This window comes from Flagellimonas taeanensis (assembly GCF_003584105.1).
Lineage (GTDB): Bacteria > Bacteroidota > Bacteroidia > Flavobacteriales > Flavobacteriaceae > Flagellimonas > Flagellimonas taeanensis.
On the sequence record NZ_QXFO01000027.1, the window covers coordinates 79,115 to 98,482 of the forward strand.

Annotated in this window: 24 protein-coding genes and 1 tRNA gene; 10 read left to right on the plus strand and 15 right to left on the minus strand. The window is 44.5% G+C overall.

Going from position 1 to position 19,368, the window contains the following annotated elements; translation table 11 throughout:
* Positions 1-39 precede the first annotated feature (39 nt).
* Both D2V93_RS15510 and D2V93_RS15515 read right to left on the minus strand, forming a co-directional pair.
* On the minus strand, positions 40-438 hold the full coding sequence (locus D2V93_RS15510) for a hypothetical protein (RefSeq protein WP_119620052.1): 399 nt from the start codon (positions 436-438) through the stop codon (positions 40-42).
* A 123-nt stretch (positions 439-561) separates the two neighbouring features.
* Positions 562-1,038 (minus strand): hypothetical protein, encoded by a 477-nt coding sequence (locus tag D2V93_RS15515; RefSeq protein WP_119620053.1) that lies wholly within the window; start codon positions 1,036-1,038, stop codon positions 562-564.
* 105 nt (positions 1,039-1,143) lie between these two features.
* On the opposite strand from D2V93_RS15515, the gene D2V93_RS15520 reads away from it, so the two are divergent.
* The 3 genes from D2V93_RS15520 to D2V93_RS15530 are packed head-to-tail and all read left to right on the plus strand — an operon-like array spanning position 1,144 to position 2,401.
* Positions 1,144-1,578 (plus strand): hypothetical protein, encoded by a 435-nt coding sequence (locus D2V93_RS15520; RefSeq protein ID WP_072880666.1) that lies wholly within the window; start codon positions 1,144-1,146, stop codon positions 1,576-1,578.
* Between the two features lie 13 nt (positions 1,579-1,591).
* A complete protein-coding gene (locus D2V93_RS15525; protein WP_119620054.1) occupies positions 1,592-1,999 on the plus strand; it encodes a DUF2141 domain-containing protein in 408 nt (135 codons plus the stop codon).
* A gap of 9 nt (positions 2,000-2,008) precedes the next feature.
* The gene (locus D2V93_RS15530) at positions 2,009-2,401 is read left to right on the plus strand and encodes a DUF423 domain-containing protein (protein WP_119620055.1); all 393 of its coding nucleotides are present in this window, start codon (positions 2,009-2,011) and stop codon (positions 2,399-2,401) included.
* Positions 2,402-2,537: 136 nt separating this feature from the next.
* Here the strand turns inward: D2V93_RS15530 and D2V93_RS15535 are convergent, their stop codons facing one another.
* The 9 genes from D2V93_RS15535 to D2V93_RS15570 form a co-directional block, all read right to left on the minus strand.
* Positions 2,538-3,113, minus strand: a complete 576-nt coding sequence (locus D2V93_RS15535) for a hypothetical protein (RefSeq protein WP_143070705.1) — start codon at positions 3,111-3,113, stop codon at positions 2,538-2,540.
* 99 nt (positions 3,114-3,212) lie between these two features.
* Positions 3,213-3,926 carry a DUF4097 family beta strand repeat-containing protein gene (locus tag D2V93_RS15540; RefSeq protein WP_072880675.1) on the minus strand — a complete coding sequence of 238 codons (714 nt, stop codon included), beginning with the start codon at positions 3,924-3,926 and terminating at the stop codon, positions 3,213-3,215.
* A 104-nt stretch (positions 3,927-4,030) separates the two neighbouring features.
* Positions 4,031-4,783, minus strand: a complete 753-nt coding sequence (locus D2V93_RS15545; protein ID WP_072880677.1) for a DUF4097 family beta strand repeat-containing protein — start codon at positions 4,781-4,783, stop codon at positions 4,031-4,033.
* Between the two features lie 19 nt (positions 4,784-4,802).
* A complete protein-coding gene (locus D2V93_RS15550) occupies positions 4,803-5,594 on the minus strand; it encodes a HEAT repeat domain-containing protein (RefSeq protein WP_119620057.1) in 792 nt (263 codons plus the stop codon).
* 2 nt (positions 5,595-5,596) lie between these two features.
* The gene (locus tag D2V93_RS15555; protein ID WP_072880681.1) at positions 5,597-6,121 is read right to left on the minus strand and encodes an RNA polymerase sigma factor; all 525 of its coding nucleotides are present in this window, start codon (positions 6,119-6,121) and stop codon (positions 5,597-5,599) included.
* Between the two features lie 129 nt (positions 6,122-6,250).
* Entirely contained in the window at positions 6,251-6,394 is a 144-nt protein-coding gene (locus D2V93_RS18700; RefSeq protein ID WP_177190054.1) for a hypothetical protein, read from the minus strand.
* Between the two features lie 2 nt (positions 6,395-6,396).
* Entirely contained in the window at positions 6,397-8,613 is a 2,217-nt protein-coding gene (gene feoB, locus D2V93_RS15560; RefSeq protein ID WP_119620058.1) for a ferrous iron transport protein B, read from the minus strand.
* Positions 8,610-8,855, minus strand: coding sequence for a FeoA family protein (locus tag D2V93_RS15565; protein ID WP_072880685.1), 246 nt, complete (start codon positions 8,853-8,855; stop codon positions 8,610-8,612). The genes feoB and D2V93_RS15565 overlap by 4 nt, the downstream gene beginning before the upstream one ends.
* Positions 8,856-8,939: 84 nt before the next feature.
* A complete protein-coding gene (locus D2V93_RS15570) occupies positions 8,940-9,614 on the minus strand; it encodes an SCO family protein (RefSeq protein ID WP_119620059.1) in 675 nt (224 codons plus the stop codon).
* 151 nt (positions 9,615-9,765) lie between these two features.
* Here D2V93_RS15570 and rseP point away from each other — a divergent pair, with 151 nt between their 5' ends.
* The 3 genes from rseP to D2V93_RS15585 all read left to right on the plus strand — a co-directional run bounded on the left by rseP (position 9,766) and on the right by D2V93_RS15585 (position 13,476).
* A complete protein-coding gene (rseP, locus tag D2V93_RS15575) occupies positions 9,766-11,124 on the plus strand; it encodes an RIP metalloprotease RseP (RefSeq protein ID WP_119620060.1) in 1,359 nt (452 codons plus the stop codon).
* 67 nt (positions 11,125-11,191) lie between these two features.
* Positions 11,192-11,265, plus strand: a tRNA-Asn gene (locus D2V93_RS15580).
* Between the two features lie 204 nt (positions 11,266-11,469).
* Complete coding sequence (locus tag D2V93_RS15585) at positions 11,470-13,476, plus strand: phage tail protein (protein ID WP_119620061.1); 2,007 nt, start codon at positions 11,470-11,472, stop codon at positions 13,474-13,476.
* Between the two features lie 138 nt (positions 13,477-13,614).
* On the opposite strand, the gene D2V93_RS15590 is transcribed toward D2V93_RS15585, so the two are convergent.
* Positions 13,615-13,890: a hypothetical protein gene (locus tag D2V93_RS15590; RefSeq protein ID WP_119620062.1), complete on the minus strand. Its 276-nt coding sequence runs from the start codon at positions 13,888-13,890 to the stop codon at positions 13,615-13,617.
* A 109-nt stretch (positions 13,891-13,999) separates the two neighbouring features.
* Between D2V93_RS15590 and D2V93_RS15595 the strand changes: the two genes are divergently transcribed.
* Positions 14,000-14,347, plus strand: a complete 348-nt coding sequence (locus D2V93_RS15595; protein WP_182850005.1) for a DUF4421 family protein — start codon at positions 14,000-14,002, stop codon at positions 14,345-14,347.
* 48 nt (positions 14,348-14,395) lie between these two features.
* On the opposite strand, the gene D2V93_RS15600 is transcribed toward D2V93_RS15595, so the two are convergent.
* Together D2V93_RS15600 and D2V93_RS15605 are read right to left on the minus strand one after the other, a co-directional pair.
* Positions 14,396-14,905, minus strand: a complete 510-nt coding sequence (locus D2V93_RS15600) for a PepSY domain-containing protein (RefSeq protein ID WP_072880773.1) — start codon at positions 14,903-14,905, stop codon at positions 14,396-14,398.
* 66 nt (positions 14,906-14,971) lie between these two features.
* Positions 14,972-15,532 (minus strand): YceI family protein, encoded by a 561-nt coding sequence (locus D2V93_RS15605; protein WP_119620064.1) that lies wholly within the window; start codon positions 15,530-15,532, stop codon positions 14,972-14,974.
* A gap of 98 nt (positions 15,533-15,630) precedes the next feature.
* Here D2V93_RS15605 and D2V93_RS18705 point away from each other — a divergent pair, with 98 nt between their 5' ends.
* From D2V93_RS18705 to D2V93_RS15615, 3 genes are read left to right on the plus strand one after another with little or no spacing between them, the layout of a single operon-like run.
* Positions 15,631-15,771 (plus strand): hypothetical protein, encoded by a 141-nt coding sequence (locus D2V93_RS18705; RefSeq protein WP_182850006.1) that lies wholly within the window; start codon positions 15,631-15,633, stop codon positions 15,769-15,771.
* A 47-nt stretch (positions 15,772-15,818) separates the two neighbouring features.
* Positions 15,819-16,817: a sensor histidine kinase gene (locus tag D2V93_RS15610; RefSeq protein ID WP_119620065.1), complete on the plus strand. Its 999-nt coding sequence runs from the start codon at positions 15,819-15,821 to the stop codon at positions 16,815-16,817.
* A 4-nt stretch (positions 16,818-16,821) separates the two neighbouring features.
* Positions 16,822-17,517: a LytR/AlgR family response regulator transcription factor gene (locus D2V93_RS15615; protein ID WP_119620066.1), complete on the plus strand. Its 696-nt coding sequence runs from the start codon at positions 16,822-16,824 to the stop codon at positions 17,515-17,517.
* 190 nt (positions 17,518-17,707) lie between these two features.
* Here D2V93_RS15615 and D2V93_RS15620 read toward each other — a convergent pair whose 3' ends face one another.
* On the minus strand, positions 17,708-19,357 hold the full coding sequence (locus D2V93_RS15620) for a solute:sodium symporter family transporter (RefSeq protein WP_119620067.1): 1,650 nt from the start codon (positions 19,355-19,357) through the stop codon (positions 17,708-17,710).
* Between the last annotated feature and the right edge of the window lie 11 nt (positions 19,358-19,368).

Here is a 19,368-nt window from a genome sequence, read left to right on the forward strand (position 1 = left end):
TACGGAAATATAGGTCCAGCAAAGCTGGAATACTATGAATTAGGCTTGTTTTGGGGGCTGAAAAGGCCCATCGCCCCAAATGGGAGAATACGATACTTGGTAATGGAAGTTGCTTACAATGTCGAGCGGTACCTCAGAACTGGATTGGAAAAAGGGTTCAGGTTCAACCACGAAGGCCATGAGTTGCGAACATTGGGATTGATGTTGAAAGGGCAATTGCTCGTGTTCTTGTTGTTCCTCTTGGTGCTTTTCACTATGTGAAGCCTTTAGCTTGCCATAGTGCTTGGACACAAAAACCGTAAGGTCATCACCATATTCATCGATGTGGAACTGGTAGTGATCAAAAAAATTGCCCATCTCAACCAAATCGTTGAAATGGATATTGACGCTCTGTAGAAAGATGAGCAAAGCCGTTCCTATGGTGAAAATCTTTTTCATGCCAGTTCCACAAAATTACGAATTCTATAAATCAACCAACTGCTTGGAAATAATTTAGAATGAATCTGGTTTTGTTGGGTTTTCAATTACCCACAAGTTTTCCCTTAGGCAACATTTTTGGGCTTATGGTTTTAATTCCCGCAAGACCATGCCGTAATCATGTTGCAGGTCTTCGTGGAGCAACGGGATTTTTTTCTCGATGTATTCCAGCTGTCTTTGGTAGAGGTTGAGGAGGGTGGTGTTGCGGCGGATGGAGGGACTGAAACCGTTCAATTTTTCACAGAAGTACAGCAACAGTTCCACTTCAGTGGCCTTGTCGCCCGAATACCGGATGTATTTTTTGAGGATCCTCAGGATTTTCCGGACACTTTTCTTGATGTAGAAAAAGCTGTTCACGTTGATCTCCGAGAACATTTCGTCCATCTCCTGTTTTACAGCTTCGATATAGCTTTCCTCGTTTTCCGCTTCAAAGAGCAGATAGGTGAGCAGTTCCTTGTTTTCCTTTTTGAAACGGGCAAGCCGCAAACAGAGCTGCATCACCTCATCCTGTGATCGGAACTGGAGTTCTTTTTTCAATTGTGCAATGGTGGCGGCTTTCATAAGCTGGACTTGATCCTTCAAATATACTAGGAATGCATCTTCTTGACCCTTAAAATGAATTGCACTACCTTTAAAGTCGGCAATGCCCTTAAGTTTTACCTTGGTATGACAACAAAAAAAAGACATTGGTTGTGGAACGTGTTGATCGTTCTCACCTTGGCCCTGTGCATTTTCGCCTTTGTGGAACACTACAAAAATTGGTGTAAGATCGAAGAGGGGAACCTAAAGGTTCTTTCCGGCATCTATTACCAAAAAATTCCTTTGGCAGAAATCGACAGTGTGGTGTTCGTGGACAAGCTCCCCGAAATGGAACGTTCCAACGGCTTTTCATGGATGGCCAAGGAAAAAGGGGTGTTCAAGGATTCCATTACCCAGACCAAGGTCTATGTTTTTGTGGATGACCTCAGGCAACAAAAGATCAAGGTGGTGCACCACGATTCCCTTAAATTATACTTAAACCTTCAGGATAGCATAGAAACCCAGGGAATATATACTATTTTGCACGGCGAACTGATGGGCCGTTTACAGGAATCCAACTGATCTTAAGACCACAATGAGAGGAATTCTCTTTTGTACATTGGTATTGCCACTGTTTGTTTTTTCACAGAACACCATTTCCGTTCATGTAAATAATGTAGGGTCTGACATTGGGCATGTCAACGTAGCGGTGTATGACTCGGATGAGGCATTTTTGTCTTTTGACCGGGTTCTGAGAACTGGAACAAAAGCGGCAAGCAAGGGTCTGGTAACTTTGGACATAGAAGACTTACCTGCCGGGGAATATGCTTTGGCGGTTTTTCATGATGAAAATGGAAATGGAAAGTTGGATACCAATTGGTTGGGGATCCCCAAGGAGAAAGTAGCCTTTTCCAATGCCAAGATGAAAACTTTTGGACCTCCAAAATACAAGGAATGTGCCTTTAAGGTGACCGCTGACCATGAAATCAGCATAGATCTCTAAATAAAAAATATGGGAACAATTTTGATGGCCCAAGTGATGGGTGCGGTCTACGGACTTTTGGCAGTGGTTTTTGGCGCTTTTGGGGCCCATGCCCTTAAAAAGAAACTGACCCCTGAACTGCTCCATAGTTTTGAGACAGGGGTCAAGTATCAAATGTACCATGCCATTGTACTGTTGGTACTGGGTTTCAATCTCAGTTTTGATGGACCGTTGGATTCGGCCATCGTGAACTGCTTCATTTTTGGCACCCTCCTGTTTTCTTTCAGCATCTACGCGCTGTGCCTGGGCGCGGCCAAAGGGGATAAGCCCCGTTGGCTTGGGCCGGTCACTCCCATTGGCGGATTACTACTGGTCCTGGGGTGGGCCTTGTTGCTCTATTCCTTTGTTGCCACCCTCATCTAGAGCCTCAGGTATATGTTGCTGTTTATGGTGTTCATTTTGAGTGGGATACACCCATGATATTCACCACATCGCCTACCATATTTATACAGAATTATGTATGGGCTTTATGAATGCAACTTTTACTGGTAACCCTAAATTACCTTCCATTATTTTGCGTTGATAATTTGTCAAAATGACGTCTTAAAATACTCCTTGATAAACTGTCTGAATAGTCTGGACAATTGTAATATTTTCGATGCAATCCATATGACCATTTGTCCAATAGATCATAATCAAAGTCAACCATGTCCTCAATACGGCTTTCAATGAAAACAAGTTTTAGGGCACTTTCATCCATAACTCCAAGTCCGGCATCAAACAAATTTTTATCTGGCAACCTTACAAGAACATGATTGCAATCTGAGCCATCTGGCTTCATCATAAAAACAATATTGACCGAGTCTTTGAACCTGGAATTCCATTCCTCATAGAAGGCATAGGCAAATTCCCCGCATGGTCCCATGTCGACCCTTGACCATCCATCAAGTGTGCCATAGGTTAAGAGAAGTTCATTTCTAAGCTGATTTAAAACTGCAATGCGATTGTTCTCTATCTGGGTAATGCTGTCATTGCCCAAGTTCTCAACTTTGGACGAAGCATTAAGTTTGCTCGATTTTGACTGTGAACATGAAAACAAAAGGATTGCTGAAAAAGAGACCATTAATTTTATCATGATTCATCGTTTTTTAGCTTACACACGACTCTTTTATAGTTTTGAGACAGGGGTCAAATGCTATATGAACAGGCTATTGTGCTTTGTTTCCAACCTCATCTAGAGCCTCAGGTACATGTTCCCGTTGATGGTGTTCAGTTTGAGGCGATGGGTGGCCTTGTCGAAACTTCCCTCCACTTTTTGGCCTACATAACGATCGGTGACCTTGAGGTTCAGTTTTTCATCGGCATAGATGTTGCCGTGGATCGTCTCGGCGACCAATCTGGAATTTTTCATCACTAGATCAATTTCACCGTTGATGGTCTGTAGGTCCATATCCCCATCATAGGTTTTGATGTCGATATTGCCATTGATCAATTCTGCGGTAAAGTTCCCTTGGATGACCTCAGCCTTTAGGTCACCATTGATGCTACTCACCTTGAAGCGGGCATTTTTGGGCACGTACAGCACATAATTGAACTCGTAGCTATCATCTTCCATGAACCCCCTGTTCTTGGATCCTGGGTGATTTTTGTCCCATTCATTCTGAAATGCTTTGAATACCGGAATAGCATCTTCCGCGATGGTGATGGATGAGGAACTTTCGTCTATGTCCAGATCATATAGATCGATGAATTTTCCATCTTTTGTGGTAATGTCCGCCTTGAAATAGACGGTGGACTTGTCCCAGGTCTTCACTTCGATGTCGGATGCAAACTTTACTTCAAGGTCAATAAATTGACCGGAATAGTTGATGTTCTTTTCGATGATTTTTTGGGCAGATAGGGATAGGGTGACCAATCCCACAAATGCGGCGACGATTAAATTTTTCATGATTGTTCGTTTTTGATTTTAATATTTAATTGATTTTTTGTGCTCTTGAGTGCCGTCAAAAGATGGACAGCACCTCTCGACTGTGCTCGATGTGACCAGGGAACTTATTTTTTCCGGAGGTACATGTTTCCATTGGTGGATTTCAGCGTGATGTCCACCCCGCCATTGTTGATGGATGCGCTTATCTTTCGTCCCAACACCGACTTTAGACCGTCCTTTTCGCTCAACTTTACGTCAAAATCGGTATAGACGTTGCCGTTGATGGTGCTCATGGACAGGTTGGCCGGGGTATTGCCGGGAAGGCTCACATCCACGGCCCCATTGGTGGAATACAGGGAAATGGGAGATCCTTGTTTTACGGTGCCAAACTCCACGGTCAATTCGCCGTTCAAGGTGTTGGCGGTAACGGGACCATTCACGTTCAAGATCTTGACACTGCCATTGAGCTGTGCATCAGCCTCGATCTCACCCGCAAACCCATCGATTTCGATGTCACCGTTCCAAGTGCTCTTGGCTGAGACGTTCTGGTTTTTTGGAAGGTAGATCTCGGCTCCTTCGGATTTTCTAAGGTTGGTCACGATTAGGGTGTTGCCATCTTGGATGACGGAGAAGCCGATGCTGGTGTTGTCCGTTCCTCCTTCGCCCACCAACTTTAGGCCTTTTGCCCTTTCTGGGGTCTCTACCGATGGACCTGATTTGATCAGTAGCTCATTGGAGCTGTGTGTCCTTACCGTGATGTCGGATTTGGATTCGATCTTGACCCATTGGACCCCGTTTAAGGATTTGGTATAATCGGATTGCGCATTGGCAATGGTGCCCACCAAAAGGGCGGTTAGCAAAAATGTGAATTTTCTCATGATTTTCGTTTTTTGATGTTTATGTTATACTTGGTAATACAGCTTTGATCTGTTCTTTGATAAAGGGCTGGGTATCATCCTGTTCCATCAGTTTTTTCATGGGTTCAGCCGCCTTTCTCTCTTGTATCTGTACCAATACTTGAATAATGGCCACTTGGATGCTCGGGTTCTTTTCCTTTTCGAGTGCTTCGATGAGCAGGTTTTTTACAGTTTCCGAAGAAGTGAACTTGGACAGTGCCTCGAAGGCGGTCAAGCGGACGTTGTCGTTTTCATCATACAACAGCCTGTTGCCCAAAGCCTCTATGATGGCTTCATCAGGTTGCTCAAATTCCTCGATATAGTTCACCCCTTGGATGCGCTTGCTGGCCGATTGGTTTTCCATGAGGGAAAGCATGGCGGTCTGTTTCATCTGCAAGGTCTCGTCCCGGAGCAGTGCGATGTCCCCATCAACCTTGCGCTGTTGGAACAACGATCCCATTTGAAAGGATACGGCCAACAGGGCCACACTGGCCGCAATTTTGAGCAGGTTGCCCCCCCAGTTTGTTTTCTTCTCGGGAGAGGATAGGGGAATCACTTTGCCACGGCTTTCCTTTTCGGCTTCCAAGGCCGTTTCAAACGAAATCCTGAGCCTTTCCGAAGGAACTGGGACGTCTTGGTTGTCAAAGGCATGGAACAGGACTCTCATTTCTTCGAGTTCTTGTTGGCATTCGGTGCATTTACCCAAATGCAGTTCCGCTTTTCTCCTAGTTTCCATGTCCAAAGTACCGTCTAGATAATCTGGAATCAGGTCCGAAATGTGATTGTTTTCCATGGTTATATGCTTTGTAGGTATATTTTTTTCAATTTTTTCAAGATCCGGCACACCTTGGTCTTTACTGCGCCGGGTGTACTTCCGATCATTTCCGCCAACTCCTCGTAGCGTATTTCCTTGTATCTGCTCAAGATGACCAGTTCCCGATCGGCAGGATCTAGTTGGTTCAGGGCATTTTGTAAGTGGGCATTGTTCTCCATTACTTCGTCCTCATCCTCCACCGCTTTGTAGGCCAACACCTTGATGTCCTCATGGGGCTTGTGGTCCCTGGTGAAATGTGTATTCAAGTTGTTTCGGGCGATGGTAAAGAGCCAGGACTTGAACGATCCGTTCTTGTATGAGCTCCTGTACTTGATCAATTTGTAAAAGACATCCTGTGTCAGATCTTCACTCAACATACTATCACCGCACATTTTATATAGAAAGTGATAGACGTGCTTGTGGTATCTGTCAAAGAGGATCTTGAGCAGATCAAGGTCGCCCTCGGCAACTTTTTGCATTATGATCTCATCTGAAAGCGCTTCCAAACAATGTTTTTTAGTTGGTGTTCAACTTATATAGTCTGGAAATTAAAAAAGGTTACACAGAGGGGATGAAAAAAGTCAAAAAAAAATCGCTTTGTAGAAAAAGCGATTGGAATTCGAAGTGTTGTATACTCAACTGCAACCACAATTGTCCTGACCGCAGGACTTGGAGCCCTTCTTTTTCCCAAAGACAGATTTGGGCAAAAGGAATTTCCAGACCAAATAGCCAACCGCCAAGGCCAAAGTGATATAGACTAAAATCTGTTGTACTTCCATGACTATGCTAGAATTTGATAGGCGGCCAACGCTACAATATAGGCCAAAACACTCATGAAGCCCAGTTGGATCATGGGCCATTTCCAGGAATTCGTCTCCCGTTTCACGATGGCCAAGGTGCTCATACATTGCATGGCCAAGGCATAGAACAGCATCAACGATACGCCTGTTGCCAAATTGAACAAGGGTTTTCCCGAATCATCTAGTTCGGCGGCCATCCTGTTCTGGATGGTCTCTTCCTCATCGCTGCCCACACTGTAAATGGTGGCAAGGGTGCCTACAAACACTTCCCGGGCGGCAAAGGAGGTCAAAACGGCAATCCCGATCTTCCAGTCATAGCCCAAGGGCTTCACAATGGGTTCAAAGGCCTTTCCGGCCTGCCCGATATAGGAATGTTCCAACTTGTAGCTGGCTATTTCCTGGGCCTTGGCACTTTCTGTGAGGTCGGCAGTCAGGGTTCGGACCGAATCCTGGACGGCGCTTGGCGCAAGTCCTTCCGATTCCACTTCTTCCAAATAGGAATCAATGTTGGTTTGGATATAGTTTTTGCTGTAGGTGCTCAGGCCTTCGCTGGCGATTCGCTCACTGACGATTTTCTCGGCATTTTGAAAATCGTCCGAATACCCATTGGATCCCAAGAACCAGAGCACGATGGAGAGGGCCAAAATGATCTTACCCGCCCCGAACACAAAACTCTTGGTCTTTTCCAGAACGGTATAGCCCACATTTTTGATCAAGGGCATACGATAGGTGGGCATTTCCACCATGAAGAGCGACCTACTTTTGATTTTCAAGATCTTGTCCAGCACCATGGCGGACAACAGGGCCATCCCAAACCCGAGAAGGTACAGCAGCATGAGGGTCAATGCTTGGTAGCTAAGACCCAGTACACTTCCTTCGGGTATCACGAGGGCAATCAATATCAAATAGACAGGCAACCTGGCAGAACAAGTGGTAAAGGGCGTTACCAAAATGGTGATGAGACGTTCCTTCCAATTTTCTATGGTACGGGTGGCCATGATGGCGGGAATGGCGCATGCGTTGCCCGAGATCAAGGGGACCACACTTTTTCCGCTCAACCCAAAGGGGCGCATCAAACGGTCCATCAGGAAAACGACGCGGCTCATATAGCCCGATTCTTCCAAAAGGGAGATAAAAAGGAACAGAAAGGCAATCTGTGGGATAAAGATGACCACCCCCCCGATACCGACCAAGATTCCTTCGGCCAACAGATCGGTAAACAATCCGGGAGGCAATGTGTTCTTGATCCACTCGCTTGCAGCGGCAAACTGTTCGTCAATAAAATCCATCGGATAGCTGCTCCACTCAAAAATGGTCTGGAAAATAAGAAGTAGGATGGCGAAGAAAATGAGATAGCCAAACACTTTGTGTGTCAGTATCTTGTCGATGGAGGCCCTAAGTCCCTTTGCGGCCATTTGGTCCACTTTGTAGGTCGACTTGAGCGTATCGTTGATGAACTGATAGCGGAGCACTGTTTCGCGGTGCTGTAGTTTTTTCAGCTCTTCCTTTGATTTGGTGAAAAAGGAAGTGGCATCCTGAATCCGTCGTTTCTCAATGGGCATGAAGTTCACATCCTGCGTGATGACCAACCAAAGCTTGTAGGGGTCCTCGTTGGGGAATGCCTTTTGGAGGTTCTTGAAATAATCCGGGGAAATCCGGGATGCATCAAGGTTGGGAGCGGTGGACAGCGATCTGTAATCGGCAATCAGTTCTTTGATACGGTCGATGCCCTCGTTTTTTCGGGTACTGACCAAGGCAATTTTGGTGTCCAATTGTTTTTCCATGGCCTCGATGTCCAGCGAAATGCCTTTGCGGGACATCCGGTCCGCCATGTTGATGACAAGGATGGCGGGAATCTTCAGATCTTTGATCTGGGTAAACAGGAACAGGTTCCTTTTGAGGTTTTCCACATCGGTGATCACCACGGCCACATCAGGAAAATCCTTGTCGTTTTTATTGAGGAGCAGTTCCACCACCAAACTTTCGTCCAAGGAGGTGGTGTTGAGACTATAGGTTCCGGGAAGGTCCAGAATATGTGCCTTAACGCCCCTTGGCAGCTTGCATATCCCTTCCTTTTTTTCCACGGTGATCCCGGGATAGTTGCCCACTTTTTGTTTGAGGCCCGTAAGTTGGTTGAAAACAGAGGTCTTTCCGGTATTGGGATTACCGATCAGGGCAACATTGATGCTTTTGCTCATGGGGCTTGGGTTTCTTCAACTATATCAAGCTCAATGAGCTGGGCCAATGAGCGCCTTATGGCTATGTGGCTTCCATTAAGGTTGATGTATATGGGGTCGTTCAAAGGGGCGATCTGGACCAGTTCAACGCTGTTGCCGGGCAAGCACCCCAATTCCAAAAGCTTGATGGGCAGCACATGTTCGGAAAAATCTTTGATGATTCCCTTTTGCCCATATGCCAAATCTATAACGGTAGCCACAATACTTATTTAGATTGAATTTAATTAAGGGCAAAAATAAGTAAAAATGTATAAAAAGGGGTCAAATCCATGGCAAAGGTTTCGGTGCTATTCTTTGTAACTCTGTTTGAGCACTTTGAGGTCTTCGAGCAGTTTGTTGATCTCCTCACGATTGGTGCCGTCATAAAAGCCCCTGATGCGGCGTTCCTTGTCCACCAGGATGAAATTTTCGGTGTGGATCATGTCGTATGGGCCTCCATCCCCGTCGGTCTTTACAGCCAGATAGGATTTTCGGGCCAGCTCGTAGATCTGTTTTTTTTCACCCGTCACCAGGTTCCATTTGCTGTCCACCACGCCTTTTTCCAGGGCATATTTTTTCAGTTGGGGAACGGAGTCGATCACCGGGGTCACCGAATGCGAGAGCAACATCACCTCAGGGTCGTCCAGGACCGCGTTTTGGATCTCGGCCATGTTCTTGGTCATGATGGGGCAAATGGTGGGGCATGTGGTGAAGAAGAAATCCGCCACATAGATCTTGTCCTTGTAATTTTCTTGGGTGATGGTCTCCCCATTCTGGTTGGTCAGTGAAAAGTCGGCAATGGTGTGGTATTTTTTCTTGTAGTGCAATGTGCTGTCCACCAATGATGGGTCCACCATGGAGGGCTGGTACACCGGGAGCATTTTTTGGGGTTGCAGCGCATTGTAGAACAAATAGACGATCACCGCGGAAAGCCCCAACAAAACCAAGCCGAAAAACTTGTATTTGGCAAAGAATGAACCCATGCCACAAAATTACGACCCGAGGGGTGATTCTTCAAGCCTTGAGACTGTTTTTGTTACTAAATCTTTCTTAAATCAAGAGCTTATCCAAAACTGCTGTTTTTTTATCACTTCGTAAAAGTTTACTTTTGTGCGTTTTAACAAAAGACGAACGATGACCCCTATACTGATAAAGACCATACAATTCTTTCTAAGTCTTTCCCTGCTTATTGTACTCCACGAGCTGGGACACTTTATCCCGGCGAAGATTTTTAAGACGCGGGTGGAGAAGTTCTATCTGTTTTTTGATGTGAAATTTTCGCTCTTCAAGAAAAAAATAGGGGAGACCGTTTATGGTATCGGGTGGTTGCCCCTGGGAGGCTACGTGAAGATCTCGGGCATGATTGATGAGAGCATGGACACCGAACAGATGAAGGAAGAGCCCAAGCCTTGGGAATTCCGAAGCAAACCGGCCTGGCAACGTTTGATCATCATGTTGGGCGGGGTTACGGTGAACTTTGTACTGGCCGTGGTCATATTCATTGGGTTGGTTTTTGCTTATGGGGAGGAATACATTGCCAATGACAGTTTAAAGGATGGGATTTGGGTGACCGATAAGACTTTGGGTGATGGGTTGGGCATACAAACTGGCGACAAGATTTTGTCTATCGATGGAAAGAAGGTGGAAACATTATCTGAAATCATCCCAGGATTTGCCCTTGGCAACCATTTCACCATTGAGCGAAATGGACAAGTGATGGAAAAAGAGGTTCCGGTGAATGTGATCGAAACGCTCTCGGAGGAAGAGGACAGGGATAAAATAAGGTCCCTTGTATCGTACAGAATACCGTTCATTATCAACAAAATACCAGAAAATTCTGCCAATGCCAATAGCGGGTTGGAGCATGGGGACGCCATTGTCCAAATGAATGGCAGGCCTGTTGAATATAAAGATCAAGCTATGCCTATCCTAGAGGCGAACAAGGGAAAAACGCTTCCCGTTACCGTAAACAGAAATGGGACTTTGCTCGACATGGAGCTTAAAGTTACGGATGAAGCCGCTCTTGGTGTGCAATTGGGAATGTCCCCGGAAGAGTACAAAGAGGCAGGTTATCTGGAAGTGAGAACGCTGAAGTATTCTTTTTGGGAATCCATCCCAGCAGGTTGGAACAAGGGCGTCAGAACGCTATCCGATTACATCAAGGGGATGAAAAAAATCTTTAACCCCGACACGGGTGCGTATAAGGAAGTAGGTGGTTTTGCAGCGATTGGGGGCATGTTTCCCGATACGTGGAACTGGCCGGCATTTTGGGCCACTACGGCCTTTATCTCCATAATTTTGGCCTTTATGAACATTTTGCCCATTCCTGCATTGGACGGGGGGCACGTAATGTTCCTGCTCTACGAAATGGTCACTGGCCGAAAGCCCAGCGACAAGTTTTTGGAGTATGCCCAGATGGTCGGCTTTTTTCTGTTGATAGGTCTGCTGCTGTTTGCCAACGGAAATGACCTGTACAAATGGCTTTTTAAGTAGAAAAGCGATTTTTTTGTTTGTGGTGTAATAAAGAATCTGCTATATTTGCACCCGCTTACGATAAAATTCCTCCTTAGCTCAGTTGGTTAGAGCATCTGACTGTTAATCAGAGGGTCCTTGGTTCGAGCCCAAGAGGGGGAGCAAAAATGAAAGAGCTGCACGAAAGTGTGGCTCTTTTTATTTTTGCCCTGTTGTGAAGAGAGGTTTATCCTGAGCGTAGCCGAAGGGAGCCCAAGAAGGGGAACCACTAAAACAAATACTCTAACCAATGATTATCTCAAACATCCAAATATGCCTTAAAGAATAAGTAGGAATTTTAAACGTTTGGTATGTAAATCAATAGGTATGCACAAAATATTTTTCTTTTTAGTTGTATTCATGCTTCTAGGATGTTCTTCTGATAATGAAGGAAGCGATAGCGAACCAGAACAACAGGGCAACCCAGTAAGATTAAATAATAGCTTGGTCCAAAAAGGGCCTTTTGTTGCTGGATCAGGAATCTTGATTATTGAACTTAACGATGATCTAGAATCCACTAGTATCTCTTATAGTACAGAAACCTTTGATGATTTTGGTTCATTCGATTTTAATGGTTCTATAAATTCCAATAAGTTGGATATCGAGGCCACAGGGTTTTATTTCAATGAAATTACTGGTGAGCTTTCCAATGGTCAAATTACACTGAGAAGTTTTATTCAAGTTTCCGAACAAAATAAGTCAAACATAAACATATTGACAACGTTGTCAAGACAGCGTATAAAACATCTGATGCTCAATGAAAATATGTCTTACGAAGAAGCCAAAACACGGGCAGAGAAGGAAGTGTTGCGGGCATTTAATATTCCAGAGGACATTATTGATGATCTTGGTCCTTTTCAAGATATGGATATAAGTCAGGAAGGTACGGGTAATGCCATACTTCTTGCTGTTTCTTGTGTGTTGCAGGGGAACAATGGTGATGGTGAACTTTCTGAGTTGGTTACTAAGTTTGCCAACGATTTGGAATCTGATGGTATAATTGAAACTGATTTTGTTGTCAATAAGATTAAGGAAGGTGGTTTTCAGGTGAATCCGATTTCCATAAAAAATAATCTCACCCAAAGATTTGAAAGTCTAGGGGTGGAGTATAGTCTGCCCAACTTTGAACTTTATGTGGATTCCGATGGAAATGGAAGAATAAATGGATATGATGTGACTCCTACTTACCCAAGTGGTCTTATTGAAGAAACAAAACCTACCATAAACTGGGTTCCTAGTATAGTGGAAACCGTAATGTATGATGTTCAGTTGTCGGATACTTCAAATTTTGAAAATTTGTTGATTGACGCCAATAACGTGGTAGGTGGCCAAATATCAAACATCGAGGTTTTGGAAAGAGGAAGGACCTATTATTGGCGGGTGAGACTTAAAGAAGAGAATGTGGTGGGTGAATGGAAGCAAAGTACATTCGATATCAAAACTATTGAAATTAATAATTTATCACCTGGTGGAGGAGGGGAGATGGGCAACAGTAAGCCCATTTTTAGTTGGGAACATGATATGGCGGAAAGCCTCTCTTTTCAATTTCAGTTGTCTACTGATTCCGAGTTTTTAAATTTAGTTGAGAATGTAGATTCCGGATTAGAAACAAATCAATATGTGGCATCTACAATTTTGGAGGACAATGTAACCTATTTCTGGCGTGTCAGGGCAATGGACTCCAATGGAGTGCTTTCAGAGTGGGAAACCGAAAGTTTTCAATTTGAATTGCCCATATTATTGACTGGGATGCCAGAAGAAATTGGCGATAGTACACCAATTATTCGATGGGAAGAACCATATTTCATCGATCAACCCCCCGAGGACTTTACTTATGAAATTCAAGTTTCCACAGATATTGATTTCAACGATATTAAATTGGATGTGGGTTCCATTACACAAACCTTCTATCAGGTAAGTGAGCCGTTAGATTATAATATCGTGTATTACTATCGATTGAGATTGAAAGATGGAAACGGAGCCTTATCCGAGTGGAGCGTTCCCCTAAACTTTAAGTTTGTTTTTATTCCGGTGGATTCTGCCGCCATTTATCCTACGGGTGAAATAATTGAAACACTACCACTGTTCGATTGGAGTGATGCCTATTTTCCATACCCACAATATGCGCCTGAATCTGTAACATATCAATTGCAGATTGCCTATACCCAATATTTTGATAACATCATATTAGATGTTCAAAATATTGTGGAATCGCAGTATCAAACCGAAACAGAATTCTCTTTGGATACGGAGTATTATTATCGAATTAGGTATTTTGACGAGAACAATGTCTCATCTGACTGGGCATGGACCGTTTTTCACGTAAGCCAATAGGCTAAACTGTCTTTAGGCGTTACTTAAATACGAATAAAAGCCACCTTAAATGGTGGCTTTTATTGTTGTTGAACTGTTCTTTAGTTGGTTTTAGGCAGGGTTTATTTTATTGTATTGAAGGGTTGTGGCACTGAAAAACTAGAGTTCTTTTAAGTTTTTGGATTCCACAACTTTTGTTCTTGCCATTTCATCCAGGTCAATCGCGAAAAGCCCTGGAGAAGGAGTTTTTGAATATAGTTCCTCGGTATAGTCTCCTATCAAATAGACCTTATTCCCTATGAGTGCTCCGTCCACTTCCTTGGCTTTGGTCATGTTTTCCAGTTCGTACCAATAACCCGATGTAATATTGAAAAAATGGCACTTATCGGTAAAGACTTTCATTCCTGCCTTGTCCAACTTGACAGATCCTCCCATTACCAGTATGTTGTCCTTGTAAGTGAATGAGGCAAAATCAACTGCTTGGTGAGGGTTAACATCATCAACAATAATGTTCGATGAATCAAGATCAAATATTTCTATGGTGTTGAGCAAGGATTTTTCCCTCAGGGTAGGTCTGGGTTATTATTACAATTGGATGGTTGCGCCCAAGCTGAACATCGCCCCATCGCTACATGTGGGCATAGGCCCTAAGTTTTCCAAATATACCTTGGCAGGCCAAGAGGAAAAGAACAATTATCTGGCGACGGAATATGGTGCTGGACTTCAGTTGGGCTATAACACAGACCGTTTTTGCATGGGCATTGTCAGGGAATTGGACGGTACTTCTTACCAGGATTCCGATTCCAATGCTATCTCCAACAATTTATGGCATACCGTATTTTATGTAGGCTATCGTTTGGACCCGCCACAAAAGCTTAAAACCCTTTTTTGATAGGGACAGACCTGTCATTGGAAAACCCAGATAAGGGGACTCTTTCCTTTAAACCAAAAGCAGCACAACCGTCAAAAGAAATCCCGCTACCGCAAAATACAGGCCTTTTTTATAGATCGGGGCACTGGGCCGGAACATAAAAAAAGCGGAAACCGCAAAGAACAATAAAGCGATCCCAAAGAAAATCCCCAGCCAGAACAACGGGTGGCCCGAATGCATTTTATGCAGCTTGTTCATGTTGTCCAGGATCTTCGGCAACCGTTTTTCGGTGTAGGAAGCCTCGCCGGTTTCCATATGGTATGTGCCCCCTTCAAAATACACCAGATTATTCTCTGTTCTGTCCACTTTGAAACCGCGTTTCCGCAATGCGGCACCTAAGGCCTCTTCACTGAGATTGGGTTCCAAGGTGGCGGTCACCTGTACCTCACTTTTCATGTAATCCGTATTTCGGAACGTCAGGACTATGCCACTAATGGCATACACGGCCATGATCCCTGCCAAAAAGAACCCCAGATAGCGATGGAACTCCCTAAAAGTGTTTTCGGATTTTCTTCCCATAACTTTAAAATAAAAGAAGAAAGGCGGCCTCGGGCCAACCTTTCTCCTCAAAATAGTGTTGGTTTTTTATTGTTGCGCCATTTCCAGGTTAATGTTCAGGTCAACCTCGTTCCCCAAGGAAGCGGTTTCTCCCCCGACCCCAAAATCCAATCGATTGATGGTGCCGGTCAGTTTGAGTCCTGCTTTTAGTTTTTGGCTACGCTGATCGGTGATCACTCCGTTCACTTTACCTTCGAGGGTAACTGGTTTGGTGACCCCATGCATGGTGAGGTCCCCTGTCAATTTGAAGGTTTTCTCCCCTGTTTTTTCATAACCGTTGCTTTTGAAGGTAATGGATGGATACGTTTCGGCGTCAAAAAAGTCCGCACTTCTCAAGTGATTGTCCCTTCTTTCATTATCGGTGTTGATGCTAGTGGTCTTGATGTCCACTGTAAATTCGGCATCCCCAAACGTATCGGAAGCGGTTGCCGTAATGTCAAACTCGCTGAAATGGCCTTCTACTTCTGAAATCATTAAGTGGGTGATGGCAAAACCGACCTTGGAATGTGATTTGTCCAATTTCCAAGAAGATTGTGCTGTGGCAAACAGCCCCGTCAAAAGAGCAAGCGCAATGATTGTTTTTTTCATAGAGGTAAAATTAAGTGTTAGTAGTGTCGTCAAATTGTTCCGTAAAATAACGATATTTAGAATATGCCCTATTTGGCATCCCAAAAACCATATCCAATTTGGACAATTTTTTTAAACTGGCCGAACTATTTTCCATAAACAACAGAGCAGGTACCGTGACCGACCGATTCATTGTGAAAAACACGCCCAGATTGTCGTTGGGGGGAGGAATAGTGCTGTTCGTAAACCTGTTTTTTTAAAAAACAGGTTTAATGCATAGATTTGATTTTGAATTAATTGAAAGGCATTGATTTCCAAAAAGGAACTTCTTTTTCAGATAGTGCTCCATGTTCTTGTCCTGCTGTTTTTTTCTTTTGACAGGGTCGAGGGGGGTATCGTTGTGCACAAGGCTATATTTTTGCTGTTCTATAGTGTTGCTACCATAGTCGTCACCTATTTCCTGATGCCAAGATTTCTCTACAGAAAAAAATACGGGCAGTTTTTTCTCGGGTTCATAGTGGTCGTGGTGGTAGTCATAGCCATAGAGGAATTGATCATGGAACCCATCATGTTTCCGAATACCAAACGAGGTACCACATTCCCAGGTATTTATATTTCGCTGTTGGGGGTACTTCCAGTCATGTTCATCCTTTCAGGATGTAAATTTGGATGGGATGCTTTGCAGAAGCAAGACCAGATAGATGAGCTTCAAAGTACGATACAGGAAAGCGAACTCCAGTTTCTGCGGTCGCAGATCAATCCCCATTTTTTGTTCAACAACCTTAATAATCTCTATTCCTACGCATTGCAGAATTCCCCAAAGACCCCAGAGATCATCTTGGAGATGAGCGGGGTTTTACGGTACATGTTGTACGAATCCAAGGAACAGTTCGTACCTTTAAAAAAGGAACTGGAGCAACTGGGCAACTTTATCCGTCTGTACCGATTGCAGATAGAGGACAGGGGCATAGTCCGGTTCGAAGTGGGCGATATGGAGGGAGAGCACCGAATAGCCCCTTTGATATTGATTGTGTTCATCGAAAATGCGTTCAAGCACAGCCAATCGGGACAGTCATCCAACATAGAGATAGACATTTCGGTGCAAATGGAAGGCCCTGTCCTGGAGTTTCGCTGTACGAACAATTTTGAAACTGTGCCCAGTCTTGATACGGTAGCCAAGGGAATCGGTCTGAAAAATGTGCAGAAACGATTGGAGCTCTTGTATCCCAAGAAACATCAGTTGGAGATCAAAGAGAAGGATAACAGTTACCATGTGTACCTGAGACTGGAACTGGAAAAAATATAGCCGTATGAGATGTATCATTGTTGAGGACCAACCGCCAGCGCAGCGGATCCTCAAGAAGTTCATTGATGAAGTGCCTGCCCTGGAACTTGTAGGTGTCTTTTCCGATGGTATCCAGGCCATGGAGTTTTTGAATGCCGAGCCAGTAGATCTTATGTTTTTGGATATCCATTTGCCCAAGATCAATGGATTGGACTTTTTGAAGAGTATCCCAGAGCCTCCGCAGGTGATCTTGACCACTGCGTTTTCCGAATATGCCCTGGAAGGGTATGACCTCAACGTTGTGGACTATTTGTTGAAACCCTTTTCTTTCCAGCGGTTTTTGCAGGCAGTGAACAAAGTAGGGATGAAGCAGGAGAATGGGGCATCTGGCAATGGGAATGTGCCCATTAGCGAAATCTATGTCAAGTCCAGTCATGAACACATCAAAGTATTGGTAAAGGACATCTACACCATTTCTTCGGATTCCGATTACACCGAGATCCACCTAAAGAACAAAAAGATTCTTTCCAATGAGCCCTTGCGCCATTGGTTGGACATTCTTGGGGCAGGTCAGTTTTACCAAGTGCACAAATCCCATATCATCAACACCCAAAAGATTGACCGAATATCCGGCAACCAGGTATTGTTGACGGACGGCTCAAAAATTCCGCTGGGACGGGCCTATAAGGAACATTTCCTAAAAAGTATCCTGCAGCAATAAAAAGAGGCTGTCTTAAAAGTGTCATTCTGAATGAAATGAAGAATCTTTTTGATATTCAACTATTTAGCAATAACACAATAAAGATTTTTCGACTGTCCCTTCGACTGCGCTCAAGGTGACAGATCAAGATGACAATTTGATCACTTTTAAGACAGTTTCTTTTTTTAGATCAAACGATTTTTTCATAGAATCACTTCGCAAAGTACACGTAGATGGCGATTACGACCACACAGATGAAGGCACTGGCCAATTTGACGTGTTTCCAAGGCTCTATCGATACTTGCTTGGTATATTCCAGTTCAAAAGCTTCTTTCCTTGGATATATCTTGCCAATGATGAGCATGATGACAATGTTGGTGATGAACAATATGGCCATCACATGAAGGTAATGGGGGTAGGCATCTGCTTCCACCATATGCAGTGCCTCGGGATCGGTAATGCCGTTTGCCTTGGCTTCGGCCAATGCATTGGCCACCATTCTCGGGCCCACGATGAACTGGCTGATGATGTATAGGATAGAGCCTGAAAGGATACCAATTTTGGCTGCAATGGCAGGGACCCTTTTGGTCAGATACCCCACTACAATGATGGTAAAGATGGGAATGCTGTAGATTCCATTGATTTCCTGTAAATAATTGAAAAGGCTACCGGCGTTTGCAATGAGCGGCGCAATGAACATGGCAGCCAGTGCCAAACAGATCCCGAAGATCTTTCCGTATTTTACGATGGTCATTTCGGAAGCCCCCTTATTGATGTGCTGCTTGTAGATGTCAATGCCAAAAAGCGTCACCGAACTGTTGAGCACGCTATTGAACGAACTTAGTATGGCTCCAAAGAGCACGGCGGCAAAAAAGCCCATCAAAGGCTTTGGCAAAACGGCCCTTACCAGTTCGGGATAGGCCAGGTCACTGCTGGACAACCCACCTTCAAAATAATAGTAGGCGATCATTCCGGGCAAAACCAAGATGATAGGCCCCAAAATCTTCAAAAAGGCAGCCAATAACAGCCCTTTTTGTCCTTCGGCCAGGCTTTTGGCACCCAATCCCCTTTGAATGATCTGCTGATTGGTCCCCCAATAAAACAATTGGACCAGCATCATACCCGTAAAAATGGTTGCGAAGGGAACTTCCTGTCCTGGGTTACCTGTAGAATCGAAACGTTCAGGATTCGCTGCCATTAAGGTGTCCAAGCCGTTCAAAACGCTACCGTCACCAATGGCCATCAACCCAAATACCGGAATGAGCAACCCTCCAATGATAAGCCCTATCGCATTGATACTGTCAGAAACGGCCACGGCCTTCAACCCTCCAAAAACTGCATAAATGGAACCAACAATACCGATGCCCCAAATACAGAGGAGCAATGCCGTGGAATCCGAAACACCGAGCAATTGGGGCACATCGAACATCCCGCTAATGGCCACGGACCCCGAATATAGGATCACAGGGAGAAGCACCACTACATAGCCCGTCAAGAACAGCCCCGAAGTAATGGTTTTGGTAGTGGTATCGAACCTCTTGGCCAAAAATTGTGGCACAGTGGTCAGACCGCCCTTTAAATAACGGGGCAGCAAGAACATGGCCGTTACCACGATGGCCAATGCGGCCAAGGTCTCCCAGGCCATCACCGACAACCCATCTTTGTAGGCACTGCCGTTGAGGCCTACAATTTGCTCGGTAGAAAGGTTGGTCAAGAGCAATGAACCGGCAATGACGCCAGCGGTGAGGCTTCTTCCACCCAAGAAGTAACCGTCAGACGATGTTTCATCCGTTTTCCGAACGGACCACCAGGAAATGAACGCCACCAAGAGCGTAAATCCTAAAAATGATATAAGTGCCATGTGTTACATTT